Annotated in this window: 20 protein-coding genes; 9 read left to right on the top strand and 11 right to left on the bottom strand. The window is 72.7% G+C overall.

The window, feature by feature from the left end; translation table 11 throughout:
* Positions 1 to 4: 4 nt before the first annotated feature.
* Positions 5 to 802: a thioesterase II family protein gene (locus ACFUJR_RS08440; RefSeq protein WP_383450278.1), complete on the top strand. Its 798-nt coding sequence runs from the start codon at positions 5 to 7 to the stop codon at positions 800 to 802.
* Between the two features lie 88 nt (positions 803 to 890).
* On the top strand, positions 891 to 1,505 hold the full coding sequence (locus ACFUJR_RS08435; protein ID WP_383172283.1) for an MptD family putative ECF transporter S component: 615 nt from the start codon (positions 891 to 893) through the stop codon (positions 1,503 to 1,505).
* A 487-nt stretch (positions 1,506 to 1,992) separates the two neighbouring features.
* Here ACFUJR_RS08435 and ACFUJR_RS08430 read toward each other — a convergent pair whose 3' ends face one another.
* Positions 1,993 to 3,663 carry an amidohydrolase gene (locus ACFUJR_RS08430; protein ID WP_383171889.1) on the bottom strand — a complete coding sequence of 557 codons (1,671 nt, stop codon included), beginning with the start codon at positions 3,661 to 3,663 and terminating at the stop codon, positions 1,993 to 1,995.
* Positions 3,664 to 3,695: 32 nt separating this feature from the next.
* Positions 3,696 to 5,093, bottom strand: a complete 1,398-nt coding sequence (locus ACFUJR_RS08425) for a purine-cytosine permease family protein (RefSeq protein ID WP_383171888.1) — start codon at positions 5,091 to 5,093, stop codon at positions 3,696 to 3,698.
* A 140-nt stretch (positions 5,094 to 5,233) separates the two neighbouring features.
* Here ACFUJR_RS08425 and ACFUJR_RS08420 point away from each other — a divergent pair, with 140 nt between their 5' ends.
* Complete coding sequence (locus tag ACFUJR_RS08420; RefSeq protein ID WP_383171886.1) at positions 5,234 to 5,848, top strand: TetR/AcrR family transcriptional regulator; 615 nt, start codon at positions 5,234 to 5,236, stop codon at positions 5,846 to 5,848.
* Positions 5,849 to 5,855: 7 nt separating this feature from the next.
* On the opposite strand, the gene ACFUJR_RS08415 is transcribed toward ACFUJR_RS08420, so the two are convergent.
* Positions 5,856 to 6,734: a 3'-5' exonuclease gene (locus ACFUJR_RS08415; protein WP_383171884.1), complete on the bottom strand. Its 879-nt coding sequence runs from the start codon at positions 6,732 to 6,734 to the stop codon at positions 5,856 to 5,858.
* Entirely contained in the window at positions 6,731 to 8,182 is a 1,452-nt protein-coding gene (locus ACFUJR_RS08410) for a dihydrolipoyl dehydrogenase family protein (RefSeq protein WP_383171882.1), read from the bottom strand. The genes ACFUJR_RS08415 and ACFUJR_RS08410 overlap by 4 nt, the downstream gene beginning before the upstream one ends.
* A gap of 187 nt (positions 8,183 to 8,369) precedes the next feature.
* Here ACFUJR_RS08410 and trxA point away from each other — a divergent pair, with 187 nt between their 5' ends.
* Positions 8,370 to 8,744, top strand: coding sequence for a thioredoxin (trxA, locus tag ACFUJR_RS08405; protein ID WP_383171880.1), 375 nt, complete (start codon positions 8,370 to 8,372; stop codon positions 8,742 to 8,744).
* 83 nt (positions 8,745 to 8,827) lie between these two features.
* On the opposite strand, the gene ACFUJR_RS08400 is transcribed toward trxA, so the two are convergent.
* From ACFUJR_RS08400 to ACFUJR_RS08390, 3 genes are all read right to left on the bottom strand, one after another.
* Positions 8,828 to 10,015, bottom strand: a complete 1,188-nt coding sequence (locus tag ACFUJR_RS08400; RefSeq protein ID WP_383171878.1) for a thiolase family protein — start codon at positions 10,013 to 10,015, stop codon at positions 8,828 to 8,830.
* Positions 10,016 to 10,213: 198 nt separating this feature from the next.
* Complete coding sequence (locus tag ACFUJR_RS08395; protein WP_383171876.1) at positions 10,214 to 10,483, bottom strand: hypothetical protein; 270 nt, start codon at positions 10,481 to 10,483, stop codon at positions 10,214 to 10,216.
* A 166-nt stretch (positions 10,484 to 10,649) separates the two neighbouring features.
* Entirely contained in the window at positions 10,650 to 11,672 is a 1,023-nt protein-coding gene (locus ACFUJR_RS08390; protein ID WP_383171874.1) for a LacI family DNA-binding transcriptional regulator, read from the bottom strand.
* Positions 11,673 to 11,894: 222 nt separating this feature from the next.
* Here ACFUJR_RS08390 and ACFUJR_RS08385 point away from each other — a divergent pair, with 222 nt between their 5' ends.
* Positions 11,895 to 12,602, top strand: a complete 708-nt coding sequence (locus tag ACFUJR_RS08385; RefSeq protein WP_383171872.1) for an alpha/beta fold hydrolase — start codon at positions 11,895 to 11,897, stop codon at positions 12,600 to 12,602.
* Positions 12,603 to 12,859: 257 nt separating this feature from the next.
* Here ACFUJR_RS08385 and ACFUJR_RS08380 read toward each other — a convergent pair whose 3' ends face one another.
* Positions 12,860 to 13,024 (bottom strand): hypothetical protein, encoded by a 165-nt coding sequence (locus ACFUJR_RS08380; protein WP_383171870.1) that lies wholly within the window; start codon positions 13,022 to 13,024, stop codon positions 12,860 to 12,862.
* A gap of 118 nt (positions 13,025 to 13,142) precedes the next feature.
* A complete protein-coding gene (locus tag ACFUJR_RS08375) occupies positions 13,143 to 13,970 on the bottom strand; it encodes a TIGR02452 family protein (protein WP_383171868.1) in 828 nt (275 codons plus the stop codon).
* A gap of 133 nt (positions 13,971 to 14,103) precedes the next feature.
* On the opposite strand from ACFUJR_RS08375, the gene egtA reads away from it, so the two are divergent.
* Genes egtA through egtD form a run of 4 tightly spaced genes read left to right on the top strand, consistent with a single transcriptional unit; the run spans position 14,104 to position 18,390 of the window.
* The gene (egtA, locus tag ACFUJR_RS08370; RefSeq protein ID WP_383171866.1) at positions 14,104 to 15,360 is read left to right on the top strand and encodes an ergothioneine biosynthesis glutamate--cysteine ligase EgtA; all 1,257 of its coding nucleotides are present in this window, start codon (positions 14,104 to 14,106) and stop codon (positions 15,358 to 15,360) included.
* Positions 15,360 to 16,676 (top strand): ergothioneine biosynthesis protein EgtB, encoded by a 1,317-nt coding sequence (egtB, locus tag ACFUJR_RS08365; protein ID WP_383171864.1) that lies wholly within the window; start codon positions 15,360 to 15,362, stop codon positions 16,674 to 16,676. The genes egtA and egtB overlap by 1 nt, the downstream gene beginning before the upstream one ends.
* Complete coding sequence (gene egtC / locus ACFUJR_RS08360; protein ID WP_383171862.1) at positions 16,676 to 17,428, top strand: ergothioneine biosynthesis protein EgtC; 753 nt, start codon at positions 16,676 to 16,678, stop codon at positions 17,426 to 17,428. Before egtB ends, egtC begins: the two co-directional genes overlap by 1 nt.
* Positions 17,425 to 18,390 carry an L-histidine N(alpha)-methyltransferase gene (gene egtD / locus ACFUJR_RS08355; RefSeq protein WP_383171860.1) on the top strand — a complete coding sequence of 322 codons (966 nt, stop codon included), beginning with the start codon at positions 17,425 to 17,427 and terminating at the stop codon, positions 18,388 to 18,390. Before egtC ends, egtD begins: the two co-directional genes overlap by 4 nt.
* Here egtD and ACFUJR_RS08350 read toward each other — a convergent pair.
* Complete coding sequence (locus tag ACFUJR_RS08350) at positions 18,285 to 19,163, bottom strand: lysophospholipid acyltransferase family protein (protein WP_383171858.1); 879 nt, start codon at positions 19,161 to 19,163, stop codon at positions 18,285 to 18,287. The genes egtD and ACFUJR_RS08350 overlap by 106 nt on opposite strands.
* Complete coding sequence (locus tag ACFUJR_RS08345) at positions 19,160 to 20,026, bottom strand: GNAT family N-acetyltransferase (protein ID WP_383171856.1); 867 nt, start codon at positions 20,024 to 20,026, stop codon at positions 19,160 to 19,162. Before ACFUJR_RS08345 ends, ACFUJR_RS08350 begins: the two co-directional genes overlap by 4 nt.
* Positions 20,027 to 20,110: the final 84 nt, after the last annotated feature.

Genomic DNA, 20,110 nt, shown 5'->3' with positions numbered 1-20,110 from the left:
CGACATGTTCGATCCAGCGACGCACGACCGTCACCTCGGCGCGTTCCGCCGCCTCACTCCGCGGCCGTACGCCCGGGCCCGGGTGCTGCTCCTTCCCCACGGCGGAGGCAGCGCGAGCTACTACCGCGCGTGGGCCGCGGCGGCGCCCTGGGACGTCGAGTTCCTCGCCGCGCAGTACGCCGGCCGGGAGGACCGGTACTCCGATCCGATACCGGCGGACCTGCACGGCGTCGCCGAGGCGCTCGCGGCCGATCTGACGGCCGACGGCCCACGGCTTCCGACGGTCCTGTTCGGGCACAGCATGGGCGCCGTCGTCGCCTACGAGGTCGCCCTCCGCCTCGCGGCGGCCGGCGAACCTCCCACGCGGCTGATCGTGTCGGGGCACCCCGCCCCGGCACTGACCCGACGCGGCCGGGTCCATCTCGGCACCGACGAGGAACTGGTCGAGGAACTGCGACGCACCGACGCGACGCACCGCGACATCCTCGACAACGCCGAACTCGTCCAGGCGTTCCTGCCGATCATCCGGGCCGACTACCGGCTGAGCGAGACCTACCGACCGGTTCCCAGCCTCCCGCTGCGCTGCCCCGTCGACGTGCTGTACGGCGACGCCGACCCCGAGATCCACGACTGGGAGGCCGAGGGATGGCGCGAGGTGACCGACGGCGGGTGCGAACTGCGCACCTTCGAGGGCGGTCACTTCTATCTGGAGGAGCACCGCGACGCGGTCGTCGAACTCCTGACGGCGCGGGCACGTGCCGCGTCCGAGGAGTGGGGGGTCTTGGGGCCTTCAGCGCCCTGACAGCACTGACTTGTACTGGGGCTGCTTTTGGCCCCTTGTGGCGGGGTGGCGCCTCGCCCCCTTCCCCCCGAGACAAGGACAGGACACCGTGACCGTCGACGTCGCAGATCACCGCATAGATGTCCGGATGAGCCCCAAGGACCTGATCAACATCGGAGTCTTCAGCGCCCTCTACATCGTGACGGTGGGCGTCTTCAACCTGCTCGAGTTCATCAGCCCGGTGATGACCCTGGTGACGAGTGCGGCCAGCATCGTCGCGGCCGGAGTGCCCTTCATGCTCTTCCTCACCCGGGTCAGACACGCCGGCATGGTCACCGTGCTCGCCGTCATCGTCACCGGATTCATGCTGCTGATCGGGAGCCCGCCCGTCACCCTCCTCGTCGGCGTGGTGGCGGCCCTGGTCGCCGAAGTGCTGCTGTGGGCGGGGCGGTACCGCTCGCGGTACCTCGCGGTGCTGGGCTACGCCGTGTTCAGCACCTGGTTCGTCGGGCTGTTCCTGCCGATGCTCTACGCCCGCGAGGACTTCCTCTCCAGCCCGTACATGGAGTCGATGGACGGCGACTACGTGGCGCGGCTCGACGACCTGCTGTCACCGGGCGTGCTGATCGCCTTCGACGTGTCCACGCTGGTGTTCGGCCTGATCGGCGGGGTGCTGGGACTGCGGCTCCTGGACAAGCACTTCCGCAAGGCCGGGTTGGCGTGAGCGGCGCCCCCACGCGGCCGAGCCACCGCACCACGCCCGGAAGCGTCCCCGCCGCACCGGGGAGGACGGCCGTACGACGGTCGCTCGACCCGCGTACGGCCGTCGCCGTCCTGCTGGCCGCGAGCATCACCATCATGGCGCCCGGCGGCATGTGGTTCGTTCCGGCGACCCTTGCCGCCGGCGTGCTGCTCGCGCTCTCCGAGCGGGCCTGGAAACGCGCGATCGGACTCCCGGCGGCAGCCGCGGCAGCCGCTGCGGTGGCCTATCTACTTCCGCTCGCCGCACCGTGGCCGCTGCTCGGCCTGATCGGGGTCATGGGCGAGTTCACGCTCCGCCTGGTGGCCGTGGGGGGGGGGGGGGGGCGCACCAGCCCCAAGAACCCACCCCCCCCCCCTCCCCCCCCCCGGCCCCCTCGTTTCCCCCCCGGTCCGAGGCCGCCGGTCCGAAGCCGCCCGTCCGAGGCCGCCGGCACGGGAACTCAGTCGCCCTACGTCGCGCCGCCGCCCGTGCGCGTGTGGACGATGACGCCGCCCACCACGACGGTCTCCGCCACCGTCCCCGGGATCTCCTCGGGGTCGACGCGGAGGATGTCGCGGGACAGGACGACGAAGTCGGCGAGCTTGCCGACGGTCAGCGAACCTCGCTCGTCCTCCAGGAAGTTGGCGTACGCGGACCCCATGGTGTAGCCCTCGACGGCGGTCGCGACGTCGATCGTCTCCTCAGGCGTCCAGGGCTCTCCCCCGCCGTGCAGCGGACGGCGGGTGACGGCGGTGTAGATGCCGACCATGGGGTCCATCTCGGCGACGTTCCAGTCGCTGGAGAGGGCGAGGACGGCCCCTGCGGCGTGGAGGCTGCGCAGCGGCCACGCCTTGTGCCAGCGGTCGGGGCCGATGTTCTCGGCCCAGTCCTGGCCCGGGCCCGCGACGTCGGGCGCGGCGTGGCGGGGCTGCATACAGGCGACGACGCCGAGTTCGGCGAAGCGCGGGGTGTCGGCCGGATCGAGGCACTCGACATGGACGATCTGGTGACGGGCGTCGCGCGGCCCGTTGGCGGCGCGGGCACGGGCGACCGCGTCGAGGACCGTACGGATGCCGCGGTCGCCGGTGGCGTGGACGAAGCACTGGAAGCCGCGCGCGTCGAGCCCGGTGAGCAGCTCGGCGAACTCCTCCGGCGGGTAGAAGGTGTCGCCGCGGTGGCGGCCACAGCCGGCGTACGGCTCCAGGAGCGCGGCCGTGCGGGGCTCGACGACGTCGTCGATGTAGAGCTTGAGCGGTCCGACGCGCAGCCGGTCGTCGGCGAACGCGCGGGCGGCGGCGGCGAATTCGTCCAGCTCGGTGTCGGTCGTGCCGCGCGGATGGAAGAGCGCGGCGACGATCCGGGAACGGAGCCGGCCCTCGGCGCGGGCGCGCTCGAAGAGGGAGAGGTCGTCCAGGGAGTTCTGCGGTTCGACGACGGTGGTGATGCCGTACGCGACGGCATCGTCCAGGCTCTGTGCGAGCCGGCCGTACTGGCGGTCCGGCGAGGCCCACGGGAGACCGAGCTCCCGCAGCGCGCGGTGGCCCTCGCGGGAGAGCCCCTTGATCGCGAAGTCCTTGACGAAGCCGGTCGGTTCGCCCGTCTCGGGGTCGGTGGCGGCGGTGCCGAACGGCAGGTCGGTGCGGTCGCGGGTGACGTCGAGCGCGCGCAGGGCGGCGGTGTTGAGCCAGGCGGTGTGCACGTCGTAGCTGAGCACGAGGGCGGGCGTGTCGCCGGTGACGGGGTCGAGGTCGGCGGCGGTGGGCATGCGCCCGCCGGGTATCGCCGAGTAGTCGAACGCCTCGGCCTCGATCCAGGCGGCCTCGGGGTGGGCGGCGCGCCAGGCGGCGATCCTCTCGTGGATCGCGTCGAGGGTACGGGCTCCGGCGAGTTGGACGCAGGCGTCGTCGGAGCCGAGGCGTACGTGGTTGTGGGCGTCGATGAAGCCGGGCAGGACCAGGCGGCCGGCCGCGTCGAGGACCGTGGTGCCGGGGCCGGTCCAGCGCGCGGCGTCGGTGTCCGCGCCGAGCCAGACGATGCGTCCGTCGCGTACGGCGAGCGCCTCGGCCTCGGGCACCTGGGGGTCGACGGTGTGGATGCGGGCCCCGGTGAGGACGAGGTCGGCGGGGGTTGCGCTGCTCATGAGGGGGCGAACTCCAGTTCATGTCAGAGGTGTTACGGCTTTTCGGGGGTGACGGTGCGGCGCGCGAGGAGGACGTACACGAGCGCGGATACCAGGGCGCCGAGGAGGGTGAGGTCGGCGCCGCCGAGCGGGGCGACGAGGGGGCCGGTCCAGAGTTCGGAGTCGCAGGTGAGGGCGGCGAAGACCATGCCGGCGAGCAGGGCGGTCATCCCGGCGGGGTTCCATCCGGAGCGGTACCAGTAGCCGCCGCGCTCGCCGGCGTGAAGGGCGTCGGAGTCGTAGGTGCAGCGGCGCAGGACCATGTCGGCGAGGAAGACCCCGCCCCAGGGGGCGAAGACGATGATCAGAAGGGAGAGGAAGGCGAGCAGGGAGGTCGTGAAGTCGGCGAGGAAGAGGGCGCCGAGGGAGCCGAGGGCGGTGACGGCGGCGCTGATCACGATGGCGCGCGAGCGGCTCCAGGGGATGCCGAGCACCTGGAGGTTCAGGCTGGAGGAGTAGAGCGTGATGATCGAGTTGGTGACCGAGCCGCCGAGGATCAGGGCGAGGAAGAGCGGCTGGAACCAGCTCGGGAGCAGCCCTTCGGCTCCGGCGACCGCGTCGGTCATGTCGGCCTGGGTCGCGGCGGCGACTCCGGCGACGCCGAGGGCGACGGAGGAGAGGAAGCCGCCGAGTCCGCCGCTCCAGGTGAGGGCCTTGAGAGAGGTGGTGCGCGGGAGGTAGCGGGTGTAGTCGGCGGGCATCGGGACGTACGAGACAGGGCCCGCGAGCACGACGACGAAGGCGAGGCTCCAGCCGGCGGCGCCGGGTCCCTGGGCCGGGGCGGCGGTGTCGGTGCCGGGCAGGACGAAGACCAGCAGGGCGGCGAACCCGAGGGCGAGGGCGTAGGCCATCCAGCGTTCGGCGAACTGGACGGTGGCATGACCCCACAGAGCCACGGCGAAGGTCATCGCGAGCGTCACGAGCAGGGCGATCGCGCGTGCGGTGTGGCCGCCCGTAGCCCAGCCGAGGTGGGCGAAGAGGGCTTCGAGGGCGAGGGTGCCGACGACCGTGTTGACGATGGTGTAGCCGATGCTGACGACCCAGTTGAGCAGTCCGGCGGGCCAGTTGCCGCGTACGCCGAAGGCCGCGCGGGAGATCACGAGGGTGGCGGTGCCGGTGCGGACGCCGCTGAGTCCGGCAGCGCTGATGGCGAAGAAGGAGAGGCCGCCGATCACGACGGCTGCGGTGGCCTGCCAGAAGGAGAGGCCGAAGGCGACGGCGAGGGCTCCGTTGATCACGTAGGTGAAGGTGAGGTTGGAGCCGAACCAGAGCCAGAACAGGTCCTTGGCGCCGCCGTGGCGCTCGGCGTCCGGAATGGGGTCGATGCCGTGGCCCTCGACCTGGAAGACCTCGTCGCGGCCGACGTCCGCCGTTCTCTCCTGGTGCAGCATGTCCACTCCCAGACTTTGAATACCGTTCTAGAACTTAGAACAGCATTCAAGATGTGGGAGAGGTGGCGGCGCCGTCAAGACCTTCGAGACCTGCGGTTAAAGTCGTGACCTGGCGGGTCACGGGGATGGAGGCGGCACGGGTGGCAGGGTCAGCACGACGGCGCGACGGGCACATCACCCAGGAGCGGATGCTCGAGGAGGCCATGGCGGCCATCGCCGAGAACGGTCTCGCGGCGCTCACCATGTCGGCACTGGCCGAGCGCCTGGGGACCAGCGGCGGCCACATCCTGTACTACTTCGGCAGCAAGGACCTGCTGCTGCTAGCCGCGCTGCGCTGGAGCGAGGCGGCCCTCACCGAGGAGCGACGGGAGCTGCTCGGCCGGCGGCTGACGGCGGAGCGCAAGCTCGACCTGTTCCTGCGGCTCTATCTGCCACGGGCTCCGCGCGATCCCCGGTGGATGCTCTGGATCGAACTCTGGGCGCGCACCCAGGGGAACGACACGCTGCGCGAGGCACAGCAGGAGCTGGACCGGGGCTGGCAGGAGGATCTGGAGGCCCTGCTCGCCAAGGGCGTGGCCCAGTCCCGCTTCGCGTCCATGGACGCGGCCGAGGTCACCGAGCGCGCCTGCGAACTCCTCGCGCTCCTCGACGGTCTGAGCACCCGCGTGGTGCTCGGCCAGGAGCACGGGCCCGACTCGCGCCCGGCGATCGACGCCGCACGGGCCGCGGCCGCGCGGCTGATCCCGCGGGGCTGAGCGGACGCTACGCCGGGCCGGCGGCCGGCGGGTCCCCCCACGGCAGGGGCTCGACGGCGGTGTACGGCCACGCGGGGGCGTCGGGACGACGCCTCATCTGGTCGGCGTACCAGCGGATCTGTTCGGCGTGGAGCGCGGGGCGGGACAGCCTGGCGACGGCGGGATAGGAGTCCGCGATCAGCCGGGCGAGGGCGAGGGCCGCCTCGGCGTCGGAGGCCGCGTCCCCGGGGTGGGTGTGCGGGACGCCGTACCACGCGGTGACGGCGCGCAGGGAGCGGCCGCCGGGGCGGTAGCGGTCGGCGTGGCGGTCCAGGACGAGCGGGTCGCAGACGGGAGCCACGCCGTGCGGGAGACGTGCGGCGAGGGGGGCCAGGCCATGGCGCCGGAGTTCGGCATGGAGGGTGGTCAGGACGTGGGGGGCGAACCAGACGACCAGGACCTCGTTCGCGGCCAGGTGATCGGTGAGGACGGTCGCGAGTTCGTCGAGCGCGCGGGGAGCGGGGACGCCTTCGGCGCGGGCCCGCTCCACGGCGGCACCGAGCCCCGTGCCGCTGTCCGTGCACCGGAGTTCGGATCCGGGATCCACGATCCAGTCTCCGGTCACGCCGTCGCTGGTCCGCACCGACGCGGCGAGGATCCGATCCACGGCCCCCCGGTATCCGGTGGTCACGATGTCCACCGCCATGAGGCGGCGGCGGTGCCAGCCCGGAAGGTCCTGCCGGGGCGGCGGAGCGTCCTTAGGCACATGCCCCGGATGGAAGACCTCCCAACCGTCCCTGGGCCCGTGGCCGTGCCGCAGCACCCCCGTCCCCGCCGGCACGACGGCCCCGCAGACCGCGCAGTGGCCGTCGTAGTCGTTGGTGAGGTCGGGGGCACCGGGACTCATTCCGTCGTCGCACCGTCCCGGTACGCCTCGAGAAGCCGCAACCAGGCCTCGCTCAGCGTCGGATACGCCGGAACGGCGTGCCAGAGGCGCGCGATCGGCACCTCGCCCGCGACGGCGACGGTGGCCGAGTGGAGCAGCTCTCCGATGCCCGGCCCGACGAAGGTGACGCCGAGGACGATCTCGCGGTCCAGGTCGACGACCATCCGGGCGTGGCCGCGGTAGCCGTCGGCGTACAGACCGGCACCCGCCACCGAGGCGAGGTCGAGGTCCACGGCGCGGACCCGGTGACCGGCGCTCTCGGCCTCGGCGAGGGAGAGCCCGACCGCCGCGGCCTCGGGGTCGGTGAAGACGACCTGGGGTACGGCCGCGTGGTCGGCGGTGGCCGCGTGCGCGCCCCAGGAGCCGGTCTCCGCGGCGGAGCCGTCGGCGGCGCGCGCGGCGATGGCCGCGCCGGCGATCCGCGCCTGGTACTTGCCCTGATGGGTCATCAGGGCCCGCCGGTTGACGTCCCCGACGGCGTACAGCCAGTCGCTTCCCCGGACCCGGAGGCTGTCGTCCACCGAGAGCCAGGAGCCGGGCTCCAGGCCGACGGTCTCCAGACCGATGTCGTCGGTGCGCGGGCTCCGGCCCGTCGCGAACAGGACCTCGTCGCCCTCGATCCGGTCGCCGCCCTCCAGGACGACGGTGACCGGGCCGGTGCCTCCGTCCCGTACCACCGCGGCGACGGAGACGCCGGTACGGACGTCGGCACCGCCCTCGGTGAGCGCGTCCGCCACGTGCTCGCCGACGAAGGACTCCATGCGCGGCAGCAGCCCCTTGCCCCGCACCAGGACGGTCACCCGCGAGCCGAGCGCCTGCCAGGCGGTCGCCATCTCCGCCGCGACCACTCCCCCGCCGACCACGATCAGGTGGCCGGGAACGGCATGCGAGCTGGTCGCCTCGCGGCTCGTCCAGGGCCGGGCCCCGGTCAGGCCGGGCAGCTCCGGCAGCGCCGCGCGGCTGCCGGTGCAGACGGCGACGGCGTGGCGGGCCGAGAGAAGGTGGCGATCCCCCTCGGGGCCTTCCACGACGACCTTCCGCGGGCCGTGGAGGCGGCCGTGGCCACGGTAGAGGCGGGCTCCGGTGGACTCCAGCCAGCCGACGGCGCCGTCGTCCTTCCAGTCGGATACGTAGTAGTCGCGGTGGGCCAGGACCGCCGCCGCGTCGAGCGGCCCCTGCACCAGCTGCCGAAGGCCGGGGACCTTGCGGGCGTCCGAGCGGGCGATGGCCGGGCGCAGCAGGGTCTTGCTCGGCATGCAGGCCCAGTACGAGCACTCGCCGCCGACGAGTTCGCTCTCCACGACCGCCACGCTCAGACCGGCGGCCCTGGCCCGGTCCACCACGTTCTCGCCGACGGGCCCCGCGCCCAGGACCACCACGTCGTACTCCTGCTCCACCTCACGTGTCATGGGCCCCAGTCTGGCGGCAGGTGTGCACGGTGGCCACAGGGGAAGGCGCGGCCCTGCGCGCCCGCCACGACGGCCGCGCACAGGAGCGGAACCGCGTGGAATAGCGCGACTCGATACGCCGTTGTGCGGGTCGAGTCCCCAGGGGACCGTGAGGACACCCGCCAGGAGACCCGGAGAGGTAGAAAACATGAGCACTGTTGAGCTCACCAAGGACAACTTCGACCAGATCGTGAGCGACAGCGAATTCGTGCTGATCGACTTCTGGGCTTCCTGGTGTGGTCCGTGCCGGCAGTTCGCGCCGGTCTTCGAGGCGGCCTCCGAGCGCCACGAGGACCTCGTCTTCGCCAAGGTGGACACCGAGGCGCAGCAGGAGCTGGCGGCCGCTTTCGAGATCCGCTCGATCCCGACGCTGATGATCGTCCGCGACAACGTGGCCGTGTTCGCCCAGCCGGGCGCGCTGCCGGAGGCGGCGCTCGAGGACGTGATCGGTCAGGCGCGCAAGCTGGACATGGACCAGGTGCGCAAGTCGATCGAGGACGCGCAACAGCAGCAGCAGCAGTAACCGCACGACGCGGGGGCGGTACGGGACATCCCGTACCGCCCCCGCGTGCGTGGTCGCGCCGCCGGTGAGTGCGCGTGCGGGCGTCAGCGCTCCAGGACGAGCGCGAGGCCCTGGCCGACGCCGATGCACAGGGCCGCGAGTCCGGTGCCCGAACCCGCCGCCGCCAGCTGGTGGGCCACCGCGCCGGCGAGCCGCGCGCCGGAGGCGCCGAGCGGGTGCCCGATGGCGATGGCGCCGCCGCGCGGGTTGACGATGGCGGGATCGAGATCCGGCCACTCGGCGAGACAGCCGAGGGACTGGGCGGCGAAGGCCTCGTTGAGCTCGAACGTGGTCAGGTCGGCGAAGGACCGGTCCGCCTTCCCGAGCGCGCGCCGGACCGCCTCCACGGGTCCGAGCCCGAAGAGCTGCGGCTCGATGCCGGTGACGGCGGAGGCGCGGATCCGGGCGAGCGGCTCGCGGCCGGTCTCGCGCAGCCCCTCCTCGTCGACCAGGAGCAGCGCGGCGGCGCCGTCGTTGAGCGGCGAGGCGTTGCCCGCCGTGACGGTCCCGCCCTCGCGGCGGAAGGAGGGCTTCAGCTTGGCGAGCGCCTCCAGAGACGTGTTGTCGCGGATGCACTCGTCCCGGTCGAGGTCCACGCCTTCGTAGGGCACGACCTCGCCGTCGTACAGCCCCTTCGCCCACGCCTCGGCCGCCTTCTGGTGGCTGGCCAGGGCGAACGCGTCCTGCTGCTCGCGGGTGAGGGCGTGCTTGTCGGCGATCAGCTCCGCGCCCTCGCCGAGGCCGACGGTCCACTCGGCGGGCATCCTCGGGTTGGTCATGCGCCAGCCCAGCGTCGTGGAGTGGAGCTGCTGGTGGCCGGCCGGGAAGGCTCGTTCGGGCTTCTGCAGAACCCAGGGGGCGCGGGACATCGACTCGACGCCGCCCGCGACGGCCACGGAGGCGTCGCCCACCGCGATGGCGCGAGCGGCCTGGATCACCGCCTCCAGACCGGATCCGCAGAGCCGGTTGACGGTGACACCGGGCACGGAGGTGGGGAGCCCGGCGAGCAGGACGGCCATGCGGGCCACGTCGCGGTTGTCCTCGCCCGCGCCGTTGGCGTCGCCGAAGTAGACGTCGTCGATCCTGGCCGGGTCGAGGTGGGGTGATCGGTTCACGAGCGATGCGACGACATGAGCGGCGAGGTCGTCGGGGCGCACGGAGGAGAGCGCGCCTCCGAACTTGCCGATCGGGGTGCGGACGGCGTCGACGATGTAGACGTCGCGGATGCTCATCGGTTCTCTCCCACGTGACCCTCGGGCGGTCGGTCGCGCACGCGTCGTGTGCGTGTGCGTGTGCTTAGCCGGGCTTCGTTCGCCTGGTGAATTTTCCTTCGTTGCGGTGCGCGCCGAGTCTCCGCCCGGCGGGAGCTTCTGTCAACGGGGCCGGACGGCGAGTACGTGGTGGACAAACCGCTACGACGCGGCCACCGCTCAGGATCCCGTCGGGGTCCTGACCAGCGCCGTCAGGCCGTAGTCGAGCTCACGGCCGTCGACGAGCAGCGCCTCGACGGTGCGGGTCTCCGGGTCGATGTCGGCGGCGATGCCGTGACCCTCGTAGCGCGGGTAGCCCGACGAGCCCGTGTGGCCCGTCGCCTCCACGATCGCTGTCCGGACCGCGCTGTCCTCCACGGACGCGCCGCCCCGGTCCTCCACGTGCTCGGCGACGAGCAGGACCTCGAATCGCCGCGGAACTGTGCTCATGCTTCGACGCTAAGCCGCATCGCCGCCCCGCGCCCGCCTCGCGCCCGCCTCGCGTCCGCCCAACGCGCCCGCAGGCCGCAGGCCGCAGCCGACACTCGACCCGCGACATCTGCCCCCGGCACCGGCACCGGTTCCGGCCCGGCGCCGATCGGATCGGCGCCCGCGCTCAGCTCGACTCGCGGGCGACGACCCGCGAGGCCATCAGCTCCTGCGCCAGAAGGGCGCTCTCAGGGGCGCGGACCGCGCTGTCGACGAGTTCGGCGAGGTGCCGGCCGATCACCATGTCGATCCGCACCGTCGTCAGCCGCGGCCGCAGCAGCCGCCCGAGCAGCAGGTCGTCCGAGCCGACCACCGCCGTCTCGTCCGGGACGGAGATCCCCGCGTCCTGGAGGGCCCGCATCAGCAGCATCGCGTACTCGTCGTTGTACGCGAACACCGCGTCGAGGCCCAGTTCGCGCCAGCGTCCGGCGAGCTCGTTCGCCGACTCCTCCTCGTACCGCAGCGGCAGCGGTACGACGGTGGCCCCCGTCCCGACCACCGCCTGCCGAGCGCCTTCGAGCCGCGGTCCGGAGAACATCTCGAACCCCGGCTCCTCGGGGATCACCACGCCGATCCGGCGCCGGCCGCGCTCCAGGAGGTGCTCCGCGGCGACCCGCCCCACCCGCCCCTGGTCCATGACGAGGGCGTGCGCGCCCTCGACCCGGTGCGGGCCGACGGTGATGACGGCCTTCGCCCCCGACCGCTTGAGGATCTCGACGCCGTGCGGAGAGAGCTGGACCTCGCCGAACGAGACCACCGCGACCGGACGGAGCTCCGCCCAGGCGCGCGCGGCCTCGTCCCCCTCAAGGCCGAGGCTGCCGTACTGCACGACGGTGTAGTCGAGGCGCCGCAGAGCCCACTGCAGCTCGTCGAAGAACCGGCTGTAGAGGGGACCGATCGGCACGTGGGCGGTGGGCAGCAGCACCATCCGGCTGTGACCTGCGCGGAGGCTGCGCGCCGCGGCGTGCGGGACGTATCCCAGCTCCTCGGCCGCCTCCCGCACCCGCTGCCGGGTGGGCTCGCTGATCCGTACGGCAGCGGTGTTGTTCAGGACGTACGAGACGGTCGCTCTGGACACACCCGCGAGCCGCGCCACATCGGCGCTCGTCGGGGCGGGACGTTCGGCGGACCGTTCGGGTGACTGGCTCATCGCTCCGGCATCTTTCCAGACCCCTCCGGGCCAGGGTCTTCGGGATGGCCGGATTCGAGTCCCACCCACGCTGACACGTGTCACTGACACGTACCACCTCGCGCATATCCGTTCCTCGCCCCGGCTGGACGGCCCTCTTCGTGATCGCCGCCGTACTGTCGGGTCCTCGGGGCACTCGCCGTGCGCCCGATCAATACCGTGCGCTGACCGAGAGGGAACGACGTGCGACTGCACACCACCACCTGGGGATCCGGTGACCGGGTCGCCCTGCTGGTCCACGGCATCATGTCCGACCACCGCACCTGGCGGCGGGTCGGACCGGCTCTGGCCGAGCAGGGCTACCGGGTGGTGGCGGTGGATCTGCGGGGGCACGGAGCCAGCGGCCGGGCCGCCGGGCCCGAGGGGTACACGCCCGAGAGTTACGCCGACGACCTCGTCGAAACCCTTTCCACAGGGGCCGAGTTGGCGATCGGCCATTCGCTCGGGGCACTGGCCCTCGCCACCGCGGTGGAGCGCCTGGCCCCCAAACGAGCGGTCTACGTCGACCCGGCCTGGCATCTGCCGGCTGGGGACGCGAGCGTCCGGGCGGAACTCTTCACCCACGCCAAGCGGCTCACCCGTGAGCACATCAGGGTCTTCAACCCCCGCTGGGCGGAGGAGGATATCGACATCGAGATCGACACCGTCGGGCTCTGGGACGAGCGCACGGCGCGGAGTCTCGTGGCCCTCGCCGGCCGGGACATGTGGCCCGCGAACCCGGCCGTCCCCTCGCTGGTCACCCTCGCCGACCCGAGCCTGCTCGTGACCGCCGACGACGCCCGGATGCTCTCCGGGCGTGGCTTCGAACTCCGTACGGTCGTCGGCGCGGGACACACGATCCACCGCGACGACTTCGACGGGTTCATGACCGCTTTGAAGGGGTGGATCTGACGTACGCCGCCGATGTCACGGATCGGATCGGTCCCGGTACGGTCGTGATGTCGTGGAACACGAGGGCGCCGACGACGGCGCCGCCCGCCAGGACGCCGATTCCCATGGGCACGAACGGGAGCGGGACAGGAGGGGCCCGGCGCCGTACCGGCGTCGGGCCCTGGCCGCGCCCTCCGCGGCGGTCGGCCGGGCACGGCAGAGAGGTTCACAAGCCGCTCTGTGACAGGTCGGCGCGCGTGACGCGGGCCCGCGGAAGGTCAGTTGTGACCGAACTTCCGTTCCTTCTTGTGGGAGACCTGCTCGATGATCGGCCGCGGGGTGTCCCGTACGGCCGGAGTCTGTTCCTTCGACGTCGCCTCGGTCCTGTGCTCGTGGCCGCCCGTACGGGCACCGCGGTTCACCCGGGTCTGTTTCTTGCCCACGATCGTGCCTCCTGTACCGGAACTCGGACGCTGGGGCCGTCTTCAGCCTCGCACGGGCGTACGGACGCCGCATGTCAGGGGCCGTGAGCCCTGATTCCAGGGAGAGCGCGGCAGCCGGTCAGTCGCCCGCGACGACCCGCTGGAACGCGCCGAGCGTCGTCCGGGCGGCCGTACGGTCGAGAATCGCGAAGACGATCTCGTCGAAGTGGCCGGCGAACCGGCCGCCGTCCAGGAGCAGTGCCCGGAACGCGCCCGCGACCTCGGCCGGATCGTTCTGGAAGACGCCGCAGCCCCAGGCACCGAGGACGAGCCGCCGGTAGCCCGCCGCGACGGCCGTCTCCAGGACCCGCTCGGCGCGGGCGGCGAGGGCGGCCGGGACGCGGTCGGCGAGTTCGGGCGTCTGCCGACGGATCACACCCGCGTTCGGGGCGGGCGAGGTGAGGAAACCGACCGTGAAGGGTTCGTCGAGCAGTCCGCCGCGGTCGTCGCGGAAGACGGGGACACCGGGCGAGTGGATCACGCGGTCCGTGTAGAAGGCGTCCCGCTCGGCCCGGTGGTGCGTGTAGTACTCGGGGGCGCGCAGGAGCGTCGTGTAGAGGGCGGAGGCCCGGCAGAGGGCTTCTTCCTGGGCCTGGGCGCCGTTCAGATATCCCCCACCGGGGTTACGGGCCGAGGCGAAGTTCAGGACGGCCACCGGCGCGGCCGGATCGGACCCGGTCAGGCGCCGGGCGGCGACGAGACTGCTCTCGTCGGTGACCTCGACGCAGGTGGCGCGGTCCGTGTCCGGCGTGACGGGCACGGCCTCGGGGCCGTACAGCGTCGTCCCCGCCAAAGCGGCGCGCAGCGCCTCCTCGATGGAGACCGCGCGGCCGCCGAGGGCCCGGTACCGGCCCGCCTCGACGATCTCCTCGGTCTGCTTCGCGATCCCCCGCAGTCGTGCGCTCATGAACACAAGCTTGATCGATTCCGTTGACCCTGAGCAACGGGATATTCACCGTGGGGCCCGTGAGGCGCTCTTGCACGCCCGTCGGTGGTGGCTTTAGGTGGAATCAGCGCCTGACGGAACAGGAGGAGAAGACATGTCGTCGAGCGGCATACCGCAGGGCGGTCAGGGCCTCAGCATGGACGAGGCCGAAGACCTGCTCCGATGTATCTGCTTCAAGACGGGTCCGCCCCGCACGGTCGGGGCGGAGGTGGAATGGCTCGTCCACGAGCTGCGGGATCCGCGGCTTCCCGTCCCGCCCGAGCGACTGGCCCCTGCGGTCGACACCGTACGGTCCCTGCCCCTGGCCTCGGCCATCACCTTCGAACCCGGTGGACAGCTGGAGCTCAGCTCGCCGCCCGCCGGGTCCCTCATGAGCTGCGTCGACACCCTCTCGGCCGATCTTCGCGCGGTGCGCGACGCTCTCACCCCTCTCGGGCTCTCCCTCAGCGGGTACGGGGTCGACCCCTGGAACGCGCCGCGCGAGCGGATCCTGCGTGAGCCCCGTTACGACGCGATGGAGACCGCTCTCGACCGTACGGGTCCCGCCGGCCGGGCCATGATGCGCGAATCGGCGTCCGTGCAGGTCTGTCTGGACGCCGGCAACGAGGAGCCGGGGCCGCTCGGATACCACCGCCGCTGGCAGATGGCGCATCTGCTCGGCGCGGTGCTGGTGGCGGCGTTCGCCAACTCCCCTGTCCACGGGGGGCGTCGGACCGGCTGGCGGTCGACCCGGCAGGCCCTGTGGACGGATCTCGACCCGGCTCGGGCGCTCGCCCCGCCGCCGGACGGCGAGCCGCGTGCCGCGTGGGCGGCGCATGTGCTCGACACCCCGGTGATGTGCGTACGTGGCGCGGAGACGCCCTGGGACGTGCCGGAGGCGCTGACCTTCCGGGAGTGGCTGCGCACCGGACGTCCGCGGCCTGCCGACGAGGACGATCTGCGCTATCACCTGACGACCCTCTTCCCGCCGGTGCGGCCACGCGGGCATCTGGAGCTGCGGATGATCGACGCCCAACCCGGCCCGGACGGCTGGATCGTGCCCGTCGCCGTGACCACGGCGCTCTTCGAGGACGCGGAGGCGGCCGAGACGGTCTATCGGGCCGTCAAACCTCTTGCGGAGCGCGCCGGTTCGCTGGCGGCGCCGCGCAATCCGCTCTGGCTGGCGGCGGCGCGGGACGGGCTCACCGACCCTGAGCTGCATGCCGCCGCGCTGGTCGCGTTCCCCGCGGCACTTGAGGCGCTGCCCCGGATAGGGGCGAGCGAGGCGGTCCGGCAGGCGGTGGCCGACTTCCACGAGCGCCATGTACTGACCGGCAGCTGCCCCGCCGACGAGCCCCAGGAGGTGGCGTGATGACCGTGACCGACGAGCCGACGGCTCTGCGGCGGCGGGCGCTCGAAGCGCTCACGACCGCGCGGGCCCGCACCGCGCTGCTCACCTCGTGCGTCGAGGACGACGAGCTCACCGCGCAGCATTCCCCGTTGATGTCCCCGCTGGTGTGGGACCTGGCCCATATCGGCAACCAGGAGGAGCAGTGGCTCTGGCGGACGGTGGCCGGGCGTGACGCGCTGCGTCCGGAGATCGACTCGATCTACGACGCCTTCGAGCACCCCCGCGCCGCCCGCCCCGCCCTTCCGCTCCTGGCGCCCGCAGAGGCCCGTGCGTACGCCTCGGACGTACGGGGCCGGGTCCTGGACATCCTCGAACGCACCCCGCTGGAGGGCCGGCCTCTGGTGGAGGCGGCGTTCGCCTTCGGGATGATCGCGCAGCACGAACAGCAGCACGACGAGACCATGCTGATCACCCATCAGCTGCGGAAGGGCCCGCAGGCGCTGAGCGCTCCCCCGCCGCCTGTCACGGACACCGGCCCTCTTCCGTCCGAAGTCCTCGTTCCCGGCGGCGCGTTCACGATGGGCACCTCGGACGAGGCCTGGGCCCTGGACAACGAGCGCCCGGCGCACACCCGGGTCGTACCGGCGTTCTTCATCGACACCGTGCCGGTCACCAACGGCGCCTACATGGCCTTCCTGGCGGACGGCGGCTACACCGACGAGCGCTGGTGGCAGGCGGAGGGCTGGGAGCAGATCCGCAGGCACGACATCGGCGCGCCGTTGTTCTGGCGACGTGACTGCGGACAGTGGCTGCGCCGCCGGTTCGGCGTGACGGAGCCGGTGCCCGAGGACGAACCGGTGGTGCACGTCAGCTGGTACGAGGCGGACGCCTACGCCCGCTGGGCCGGGCGCAGGCTGCCCACGGAGGCCGAGTGGGAGAAGGCGGCCCGGCACGATCCCAGGACGGGGCGTTCGCGCCGGTATCCGTGGGGCGACACCGACCCCGAGCCCGGCCATGCCAATCTCGGGCAGCGGCACCTGCGGCCCGCCCCGGCCGGCAGCTACCCCGAGGGCGCCTCGCCGCTCGGGGTGCGGCAGTTGATCGGGGACGTGTGGGAGTGGACGTCGAGCGACTTCCTGCCGTATCCGGGGTTCACGGCCTTCCCGTACAAGGAGTACTCGGAGGTGTTCTTCGGTCCCGCGCACAAGGTGCTGCGCGGCGGGTCGTTCGCCGTGGACGCGGTGGCCTGCCGCGGCACGTTCCGCAACTGGGACCTGCCGGTGCGCCGCCAGATCTTCTCCGGGTTCCGGACCGCACGCGATGCGGAGTTCTCCTGATGTGCCGTCATCTCGCTTTCGTCGGCGATCCGTTGCCGCTCGGCGAGCTGCTGCTGCGGCCACCGTACTCGCTGGAGCGGCAGGCCTGGCAGCCGCGTATGCAGACCAGCGGCGTGGTGAACGCGGACGGCTTCGGCGTCGGCTGGTACGCCGACGGCGACCTGGTGCCGGCCCGCTACCGACGGGCCGCGCCCGTCTGGGGAGACCTCGCCCTGGCCGATCTCGGGCGCGTGGTGCGCACGGGCGCGCTGCTCGCGGCGGTCCGGGGCGCCACCCGGCCTGGCGCGGACGGGGAGGCCGCGGCGGCCCCGTTCGCGGCCGGGCGGTGGCTCTTCAGCCACAACGGCGCGGTCGAGGGCTGGCCGGGGTCGCTGACCGGCCCGGCCGCCTCGCTGTCGGCCGCGGAGCTGCTCGCTCTGGAGGCCCGGACGGACTCGGCGCTGGTGTGGGCCCTGGTGCTGCACCGGCTTCGGGCCGGTGACGCGCCAGGTCAGGCGCTCGCCGACACCGTACGCGAGGTGGCCGAGGCCGCCCCCGGGTCCCGGCTCAATCTGCTGCTCACCGACGGGACGGAGATCACCGCGACGAGCTGGCGGAACTCCCTGTGGTACCTGAGACGTCCCGACCGCGTGGTCGTGGCCTCCGAACCGTACGACGACGATCCCCGCTGGCACGAGGTGCCGGACCGCACGCTGCTGACCGCCACCCGTACCGACGTCACCCTCACCTCGCTCAAGGAGCCGTCCTCGTGAGCCCCTTCCAGCTGACCCGTACCCTTCCCGAGGACGCCACGGAGGCCGATCTGCGCGCCGATGTGCTCCACGGTCTGACCCGCATGCCGAAGGAACTGCCGCCGAAGTGGTTCTACGACGCGCGCGGCAGTGAACTGTTCGAGGAGATCACCCGGCTCTCCGAGTACTACCCGACCCGCGCCGAGCGGGAGATCCTGATGGACCGGGCCCATGAGATCGCGGCGGCGACGGGGGCACGGACGCTGGTCGAGCTGGGTTCGGGCTCCTCGGAGAAGACCCGCTTCCTGATCGACGCGCTGCTGCCGGAGCTGGACAGCTACGTGCCGGTGGACGTGAGCGAGTCGGCGCTGAAGGGGGCGGCCGAGGCGCTGCTCGAAGAGCGTCCCGGTCTCCACATCCACGCCCTGGTGGCCGACTTCACCCGGGGGCTCGCGCTGCCGGGGACTCCGGGGCCGCGCCTGGTGGCGTTCCTCGGGGGCACGATCGGCAATCTGCTGCCCGCCGAGCGCGCGGTGTTCCTGGGCTCGGTACGGGCGATGCTGGCGCCGGGGGACGCGCTGCTGCTCGGTACGGATCTGGTGAAGGACGAGGCGACGCTGGTCGCGGCGTACGACGACGCGGCCGGGGTGACGGCGGAGTTCAACAGGAACGTGCTGGCCGTGATCGCCCGTGAGCTGGACGCGGACGTGCGGCCGGACGACTTCGACCATGTGGCGGTCTGGAACCGGGACCGGGAGTGGATCGAGATGCGGCTGCGGGCGCGGCACGCGCTGACGGTGAAGATCCCGGAGCTGGATCTGGTGGTGCCGTTCGAGGAGGGCGAGGAGATCCGGACGGAGGTGTCGGCGAAGTTCCGTCAGGCGGGTGTGCGCGCGGAGCTGGCCGAGGCCGGGCTGGAGCTGAGCCGTTGGTGGACGGACGGGGAGGGGCGGTTCGCGCTGTCGCTGGCGACGGCTCTCTGAGCCGCCCTGGCGAGTTCGCGACGGTTCGGATACTGGACGCCGGATATCGCATCCAGTATCCGAATCTCCGCGGTGATTCCGCGGGCCGCCGCGATCCGCCAGAGGGAGGCGGCCAGCGGATCGTCTCCCACGAAGGCGGCGGGTCCGACGGGCCGGTACTCCAGCCGTACCGGCTGGACCGGCGCGGAGGCGTCCAGGGCTGCCTGGAAGGCGGCGTGCCGGAAGGCGCCGCCGCCCCGGCCGCACCAGGTCGATCCCTCCGGGAAGACGACCACCCGCCCGCCGGCCGCCATGGCCCCGGCCATCGTGCGCACGGTCTCGGGCAGGGCCCTCAACCGGTCGCGGTCGATGAAGAGGGTGCCGCCCCGCGCCGCGAGCGGGCCGAGCACGGGCCAGGCCCTGACCTCCCGCTTGGCGAGCATCCGGCCGGGCAGGACGGCGGCGACCAGCGGGATGTCCAGCCACGAGATGTGGTTGGCGACGACCAGCAGCGGCCCGTCCGCGGGGACGGGGGCGCCGGTGACCTTCATCCGGACGCCGAAGGCCAGGATCACCGTCCGGCACCACCGGCGGACGAGCGCCCGCCTGCGGGCGGCGGGCAGCAACGCCGCCAGGGGTGCGAACACCACCCCGGCGAGGACGGCGGCGGCGCCCACGGTCAGCCGGACCGCCGCCAGGACGGGCCCGGCCGACGGGCCGGTGTGCCGGGCGCAGTCGTCGGGCGCGCACGGCGCCGTCGGCAGCCAGGGCGAGACGGGGCCGGCGGTGGTCACTGCGCCGGGGCGAGGGAGAGGAAGTGGCGGAGGTAGCGGGGGTTGGTGTTGCGCAGCGACAGCAGGACGTAGAGGTCCGCGACCCCGAAGTCCACGTCGTGCGCGGGCGCCCCGCAGACCCAGGCACCGAGCCGGAGGTAGCCGCGGAGCAGCGGCGGGAGCTCGACGCGGCTCTCGGGGCGGGCGACGCCGTCGGGGGTCCAGAGCTTGCGCGGGGTGACCCAGTACTCCTCGGGGGCGAGGTGCTTGGTCTTGACGGTGTCCCAGGTGGCGGCGGCGAGCGTGCCGCCGTCGGCCAGCGGTATCGAGCAGCACCCGGCGAGCCAGTTGTGGCCGGTCCGGGTCATGTAGCGGGCGAGCCCGGCCCAGATGAGGGCGATGACGGCGCCGTTGCGGTGGGCGGGGTGGACGCAGGAGCGGCCGACCTCGACGAGGTCGTCGCGGATGGGGCCGAGGCGGCCGAGGTCGAACTCGCTCTCGGAGTACAGGCGGCCGACGATCCGGGCGCGGTCGGGCGGCAGTACGCGGTAGGTTCCGACGACGTCGCCGGTGGCCTCCTCGCGTACGAGCAGGTGGTCGCAGTAGGCGTCGAAGGCGTCGATGTCGAGGCCCGGCTCGGGGCCGTCGAGGTGGGCGCCCATCTCGCCGGCGAAGACCTGGTGGCGGAGCCGCTGTGCGGCGCGGACGTCGTCCTGGTCGCGGGCGAGGCAGACGACGTAGCGCGGCTGCTCCTCGGTGGCACGGTCGGCCACCAGGGGCTGGGGCTGCGCCGGGACCCCGTGGAGGGGGGCGGTCGTGAGGTTGACACCGGCGGGGACGGGGACAGCGGGTGCGACAGCGGCTGCGGGTGAGGGTGCGGGCATGTCGTGTTCCTCCGGCGTACGGAAGGGGGACGGTGGGGGCCGGACCGGGTGAGCGGTGGTCCGGCTCCTTACTTCTTCCGTGGC

It is taken from the genome of Streptomyces sp. NPDC057271 (genome assembly GCF_042668715.1).
GTDB lineage: Bacteria > Actinomycetota > Actinomycetes > Streptomycetales > Streptomycetaceae > Streptomyces.
This window is presented reverse-complemented; position numbering and strand designations above follow the sequence as displayed.

What these genes read in the sequence shown, in the direction of transcription:
- egtC (WP_383171862.1), top strand. Translation starts at nt 16,676, where the DNA reads ATGTGCCGTCATCTCGCTTTCGTCGGCGATCCGTTGCCGCTCGGCGAG.
- ACFUJR_RS08375 (WP_383171868.1), bottom strand. Translation starts at nt 13,970, where the DNA reads ATGAGCGCACGACTGCGGGGGATCGCGAAGCAGACCGAGGAGATCGTC.
- ACFUJR_RS08400 (WP_383171878.1), bottom strand. Translation starts at nt 10,015, where the DNA reads ATGAGCATCCGCGACGTCTACATCGTCGACGCCGTCCGCACCCCGATC.
- egtB (WP_383171864.1), top strand. Translation starts at nt 15,360, where the DNA reads ATGACCGTGACCGACGAGCCGACGGCTCTGCGGCGGCGGGCGCTCGAA.
- egtA (WP_383171866.1), top strand. Translation starts at nt 14,104, where the DNA reads ATGTCGTCGAGCGGCATACCGCAGGGCGGTCAGGGCCTCAGCATGGAC.
- trxA (WP_383171880.1), top strand. Translation starts at nt 8,370, where the DNA reads ATGAGCACTGTTGAGCTCACCAAGGACAACTTCGACCAGATCGTGAGC.
- ACFUJR_RS08345 (WP_383171856.1), bottom strand. Translation starts at nt 20,026, where the DNA reads ATGCCCGCACCCTCACCCGCAGCCGCTGTCGCACCCGCTGTCCCCGTC.
- ACFUJR_RS08440 (WP_383450278.1), top strand. Translation starts at nt 5, where the DNA reads ATGTTCGATCCAGCGACGCACGACCGTCACCTCGGCGCGTTCCGCCGC.
- ACFUJR_RS08415 (WP_383171884.1), bottom strand. Translation starts at nt 6,734, where the DNA reads ATGAGTCCCGGTGCCCCCGACCTCACCAACGACTACGACGGCCACTGC.
- ACFUJR_RS08395 (WP_383171876.1), bottom strand. Translation starts at nt 10,483, where the DNA reads ATGAGCACAGTTCCGCGGCGATTCGAGGTCCTGCTCGTCGCCGAGCAC.
- ACFUJR_RS08410 (WP_383171882.1), bottom strand. Translation starts at nt 8,182, where the DNA reads ATGACACGTGAGGTGGAGCAGGAGTACGACGTGGTGGTCCTGGGCGCG.
- ACFUJR_RS08425 (WP_383171888.1), bottom strand. Translation starts at nt 5,093, where the DNA reads ATGCTGCACCAGGAGAGAACGGCGGACGTCGGCCGCGACGAGGTCTTC.
- ACFUJR_RS08430 (WP_383171889.1), bottom strand. Translation starts at nt 3,663, where the DNA reads ATGAGCAGCGCAACCCCCGCCGACCTCGTCCTCACCGGGGCCCGCATC.
- ACFUJR_RS08390 (WP_383171874.1), bottom strand. Translation starts at nt 11,672, where the DNA reads ATGAGCCAGTCACCCGAACGGTCCGCCGAACGTCCCGCCCCGACGAGC.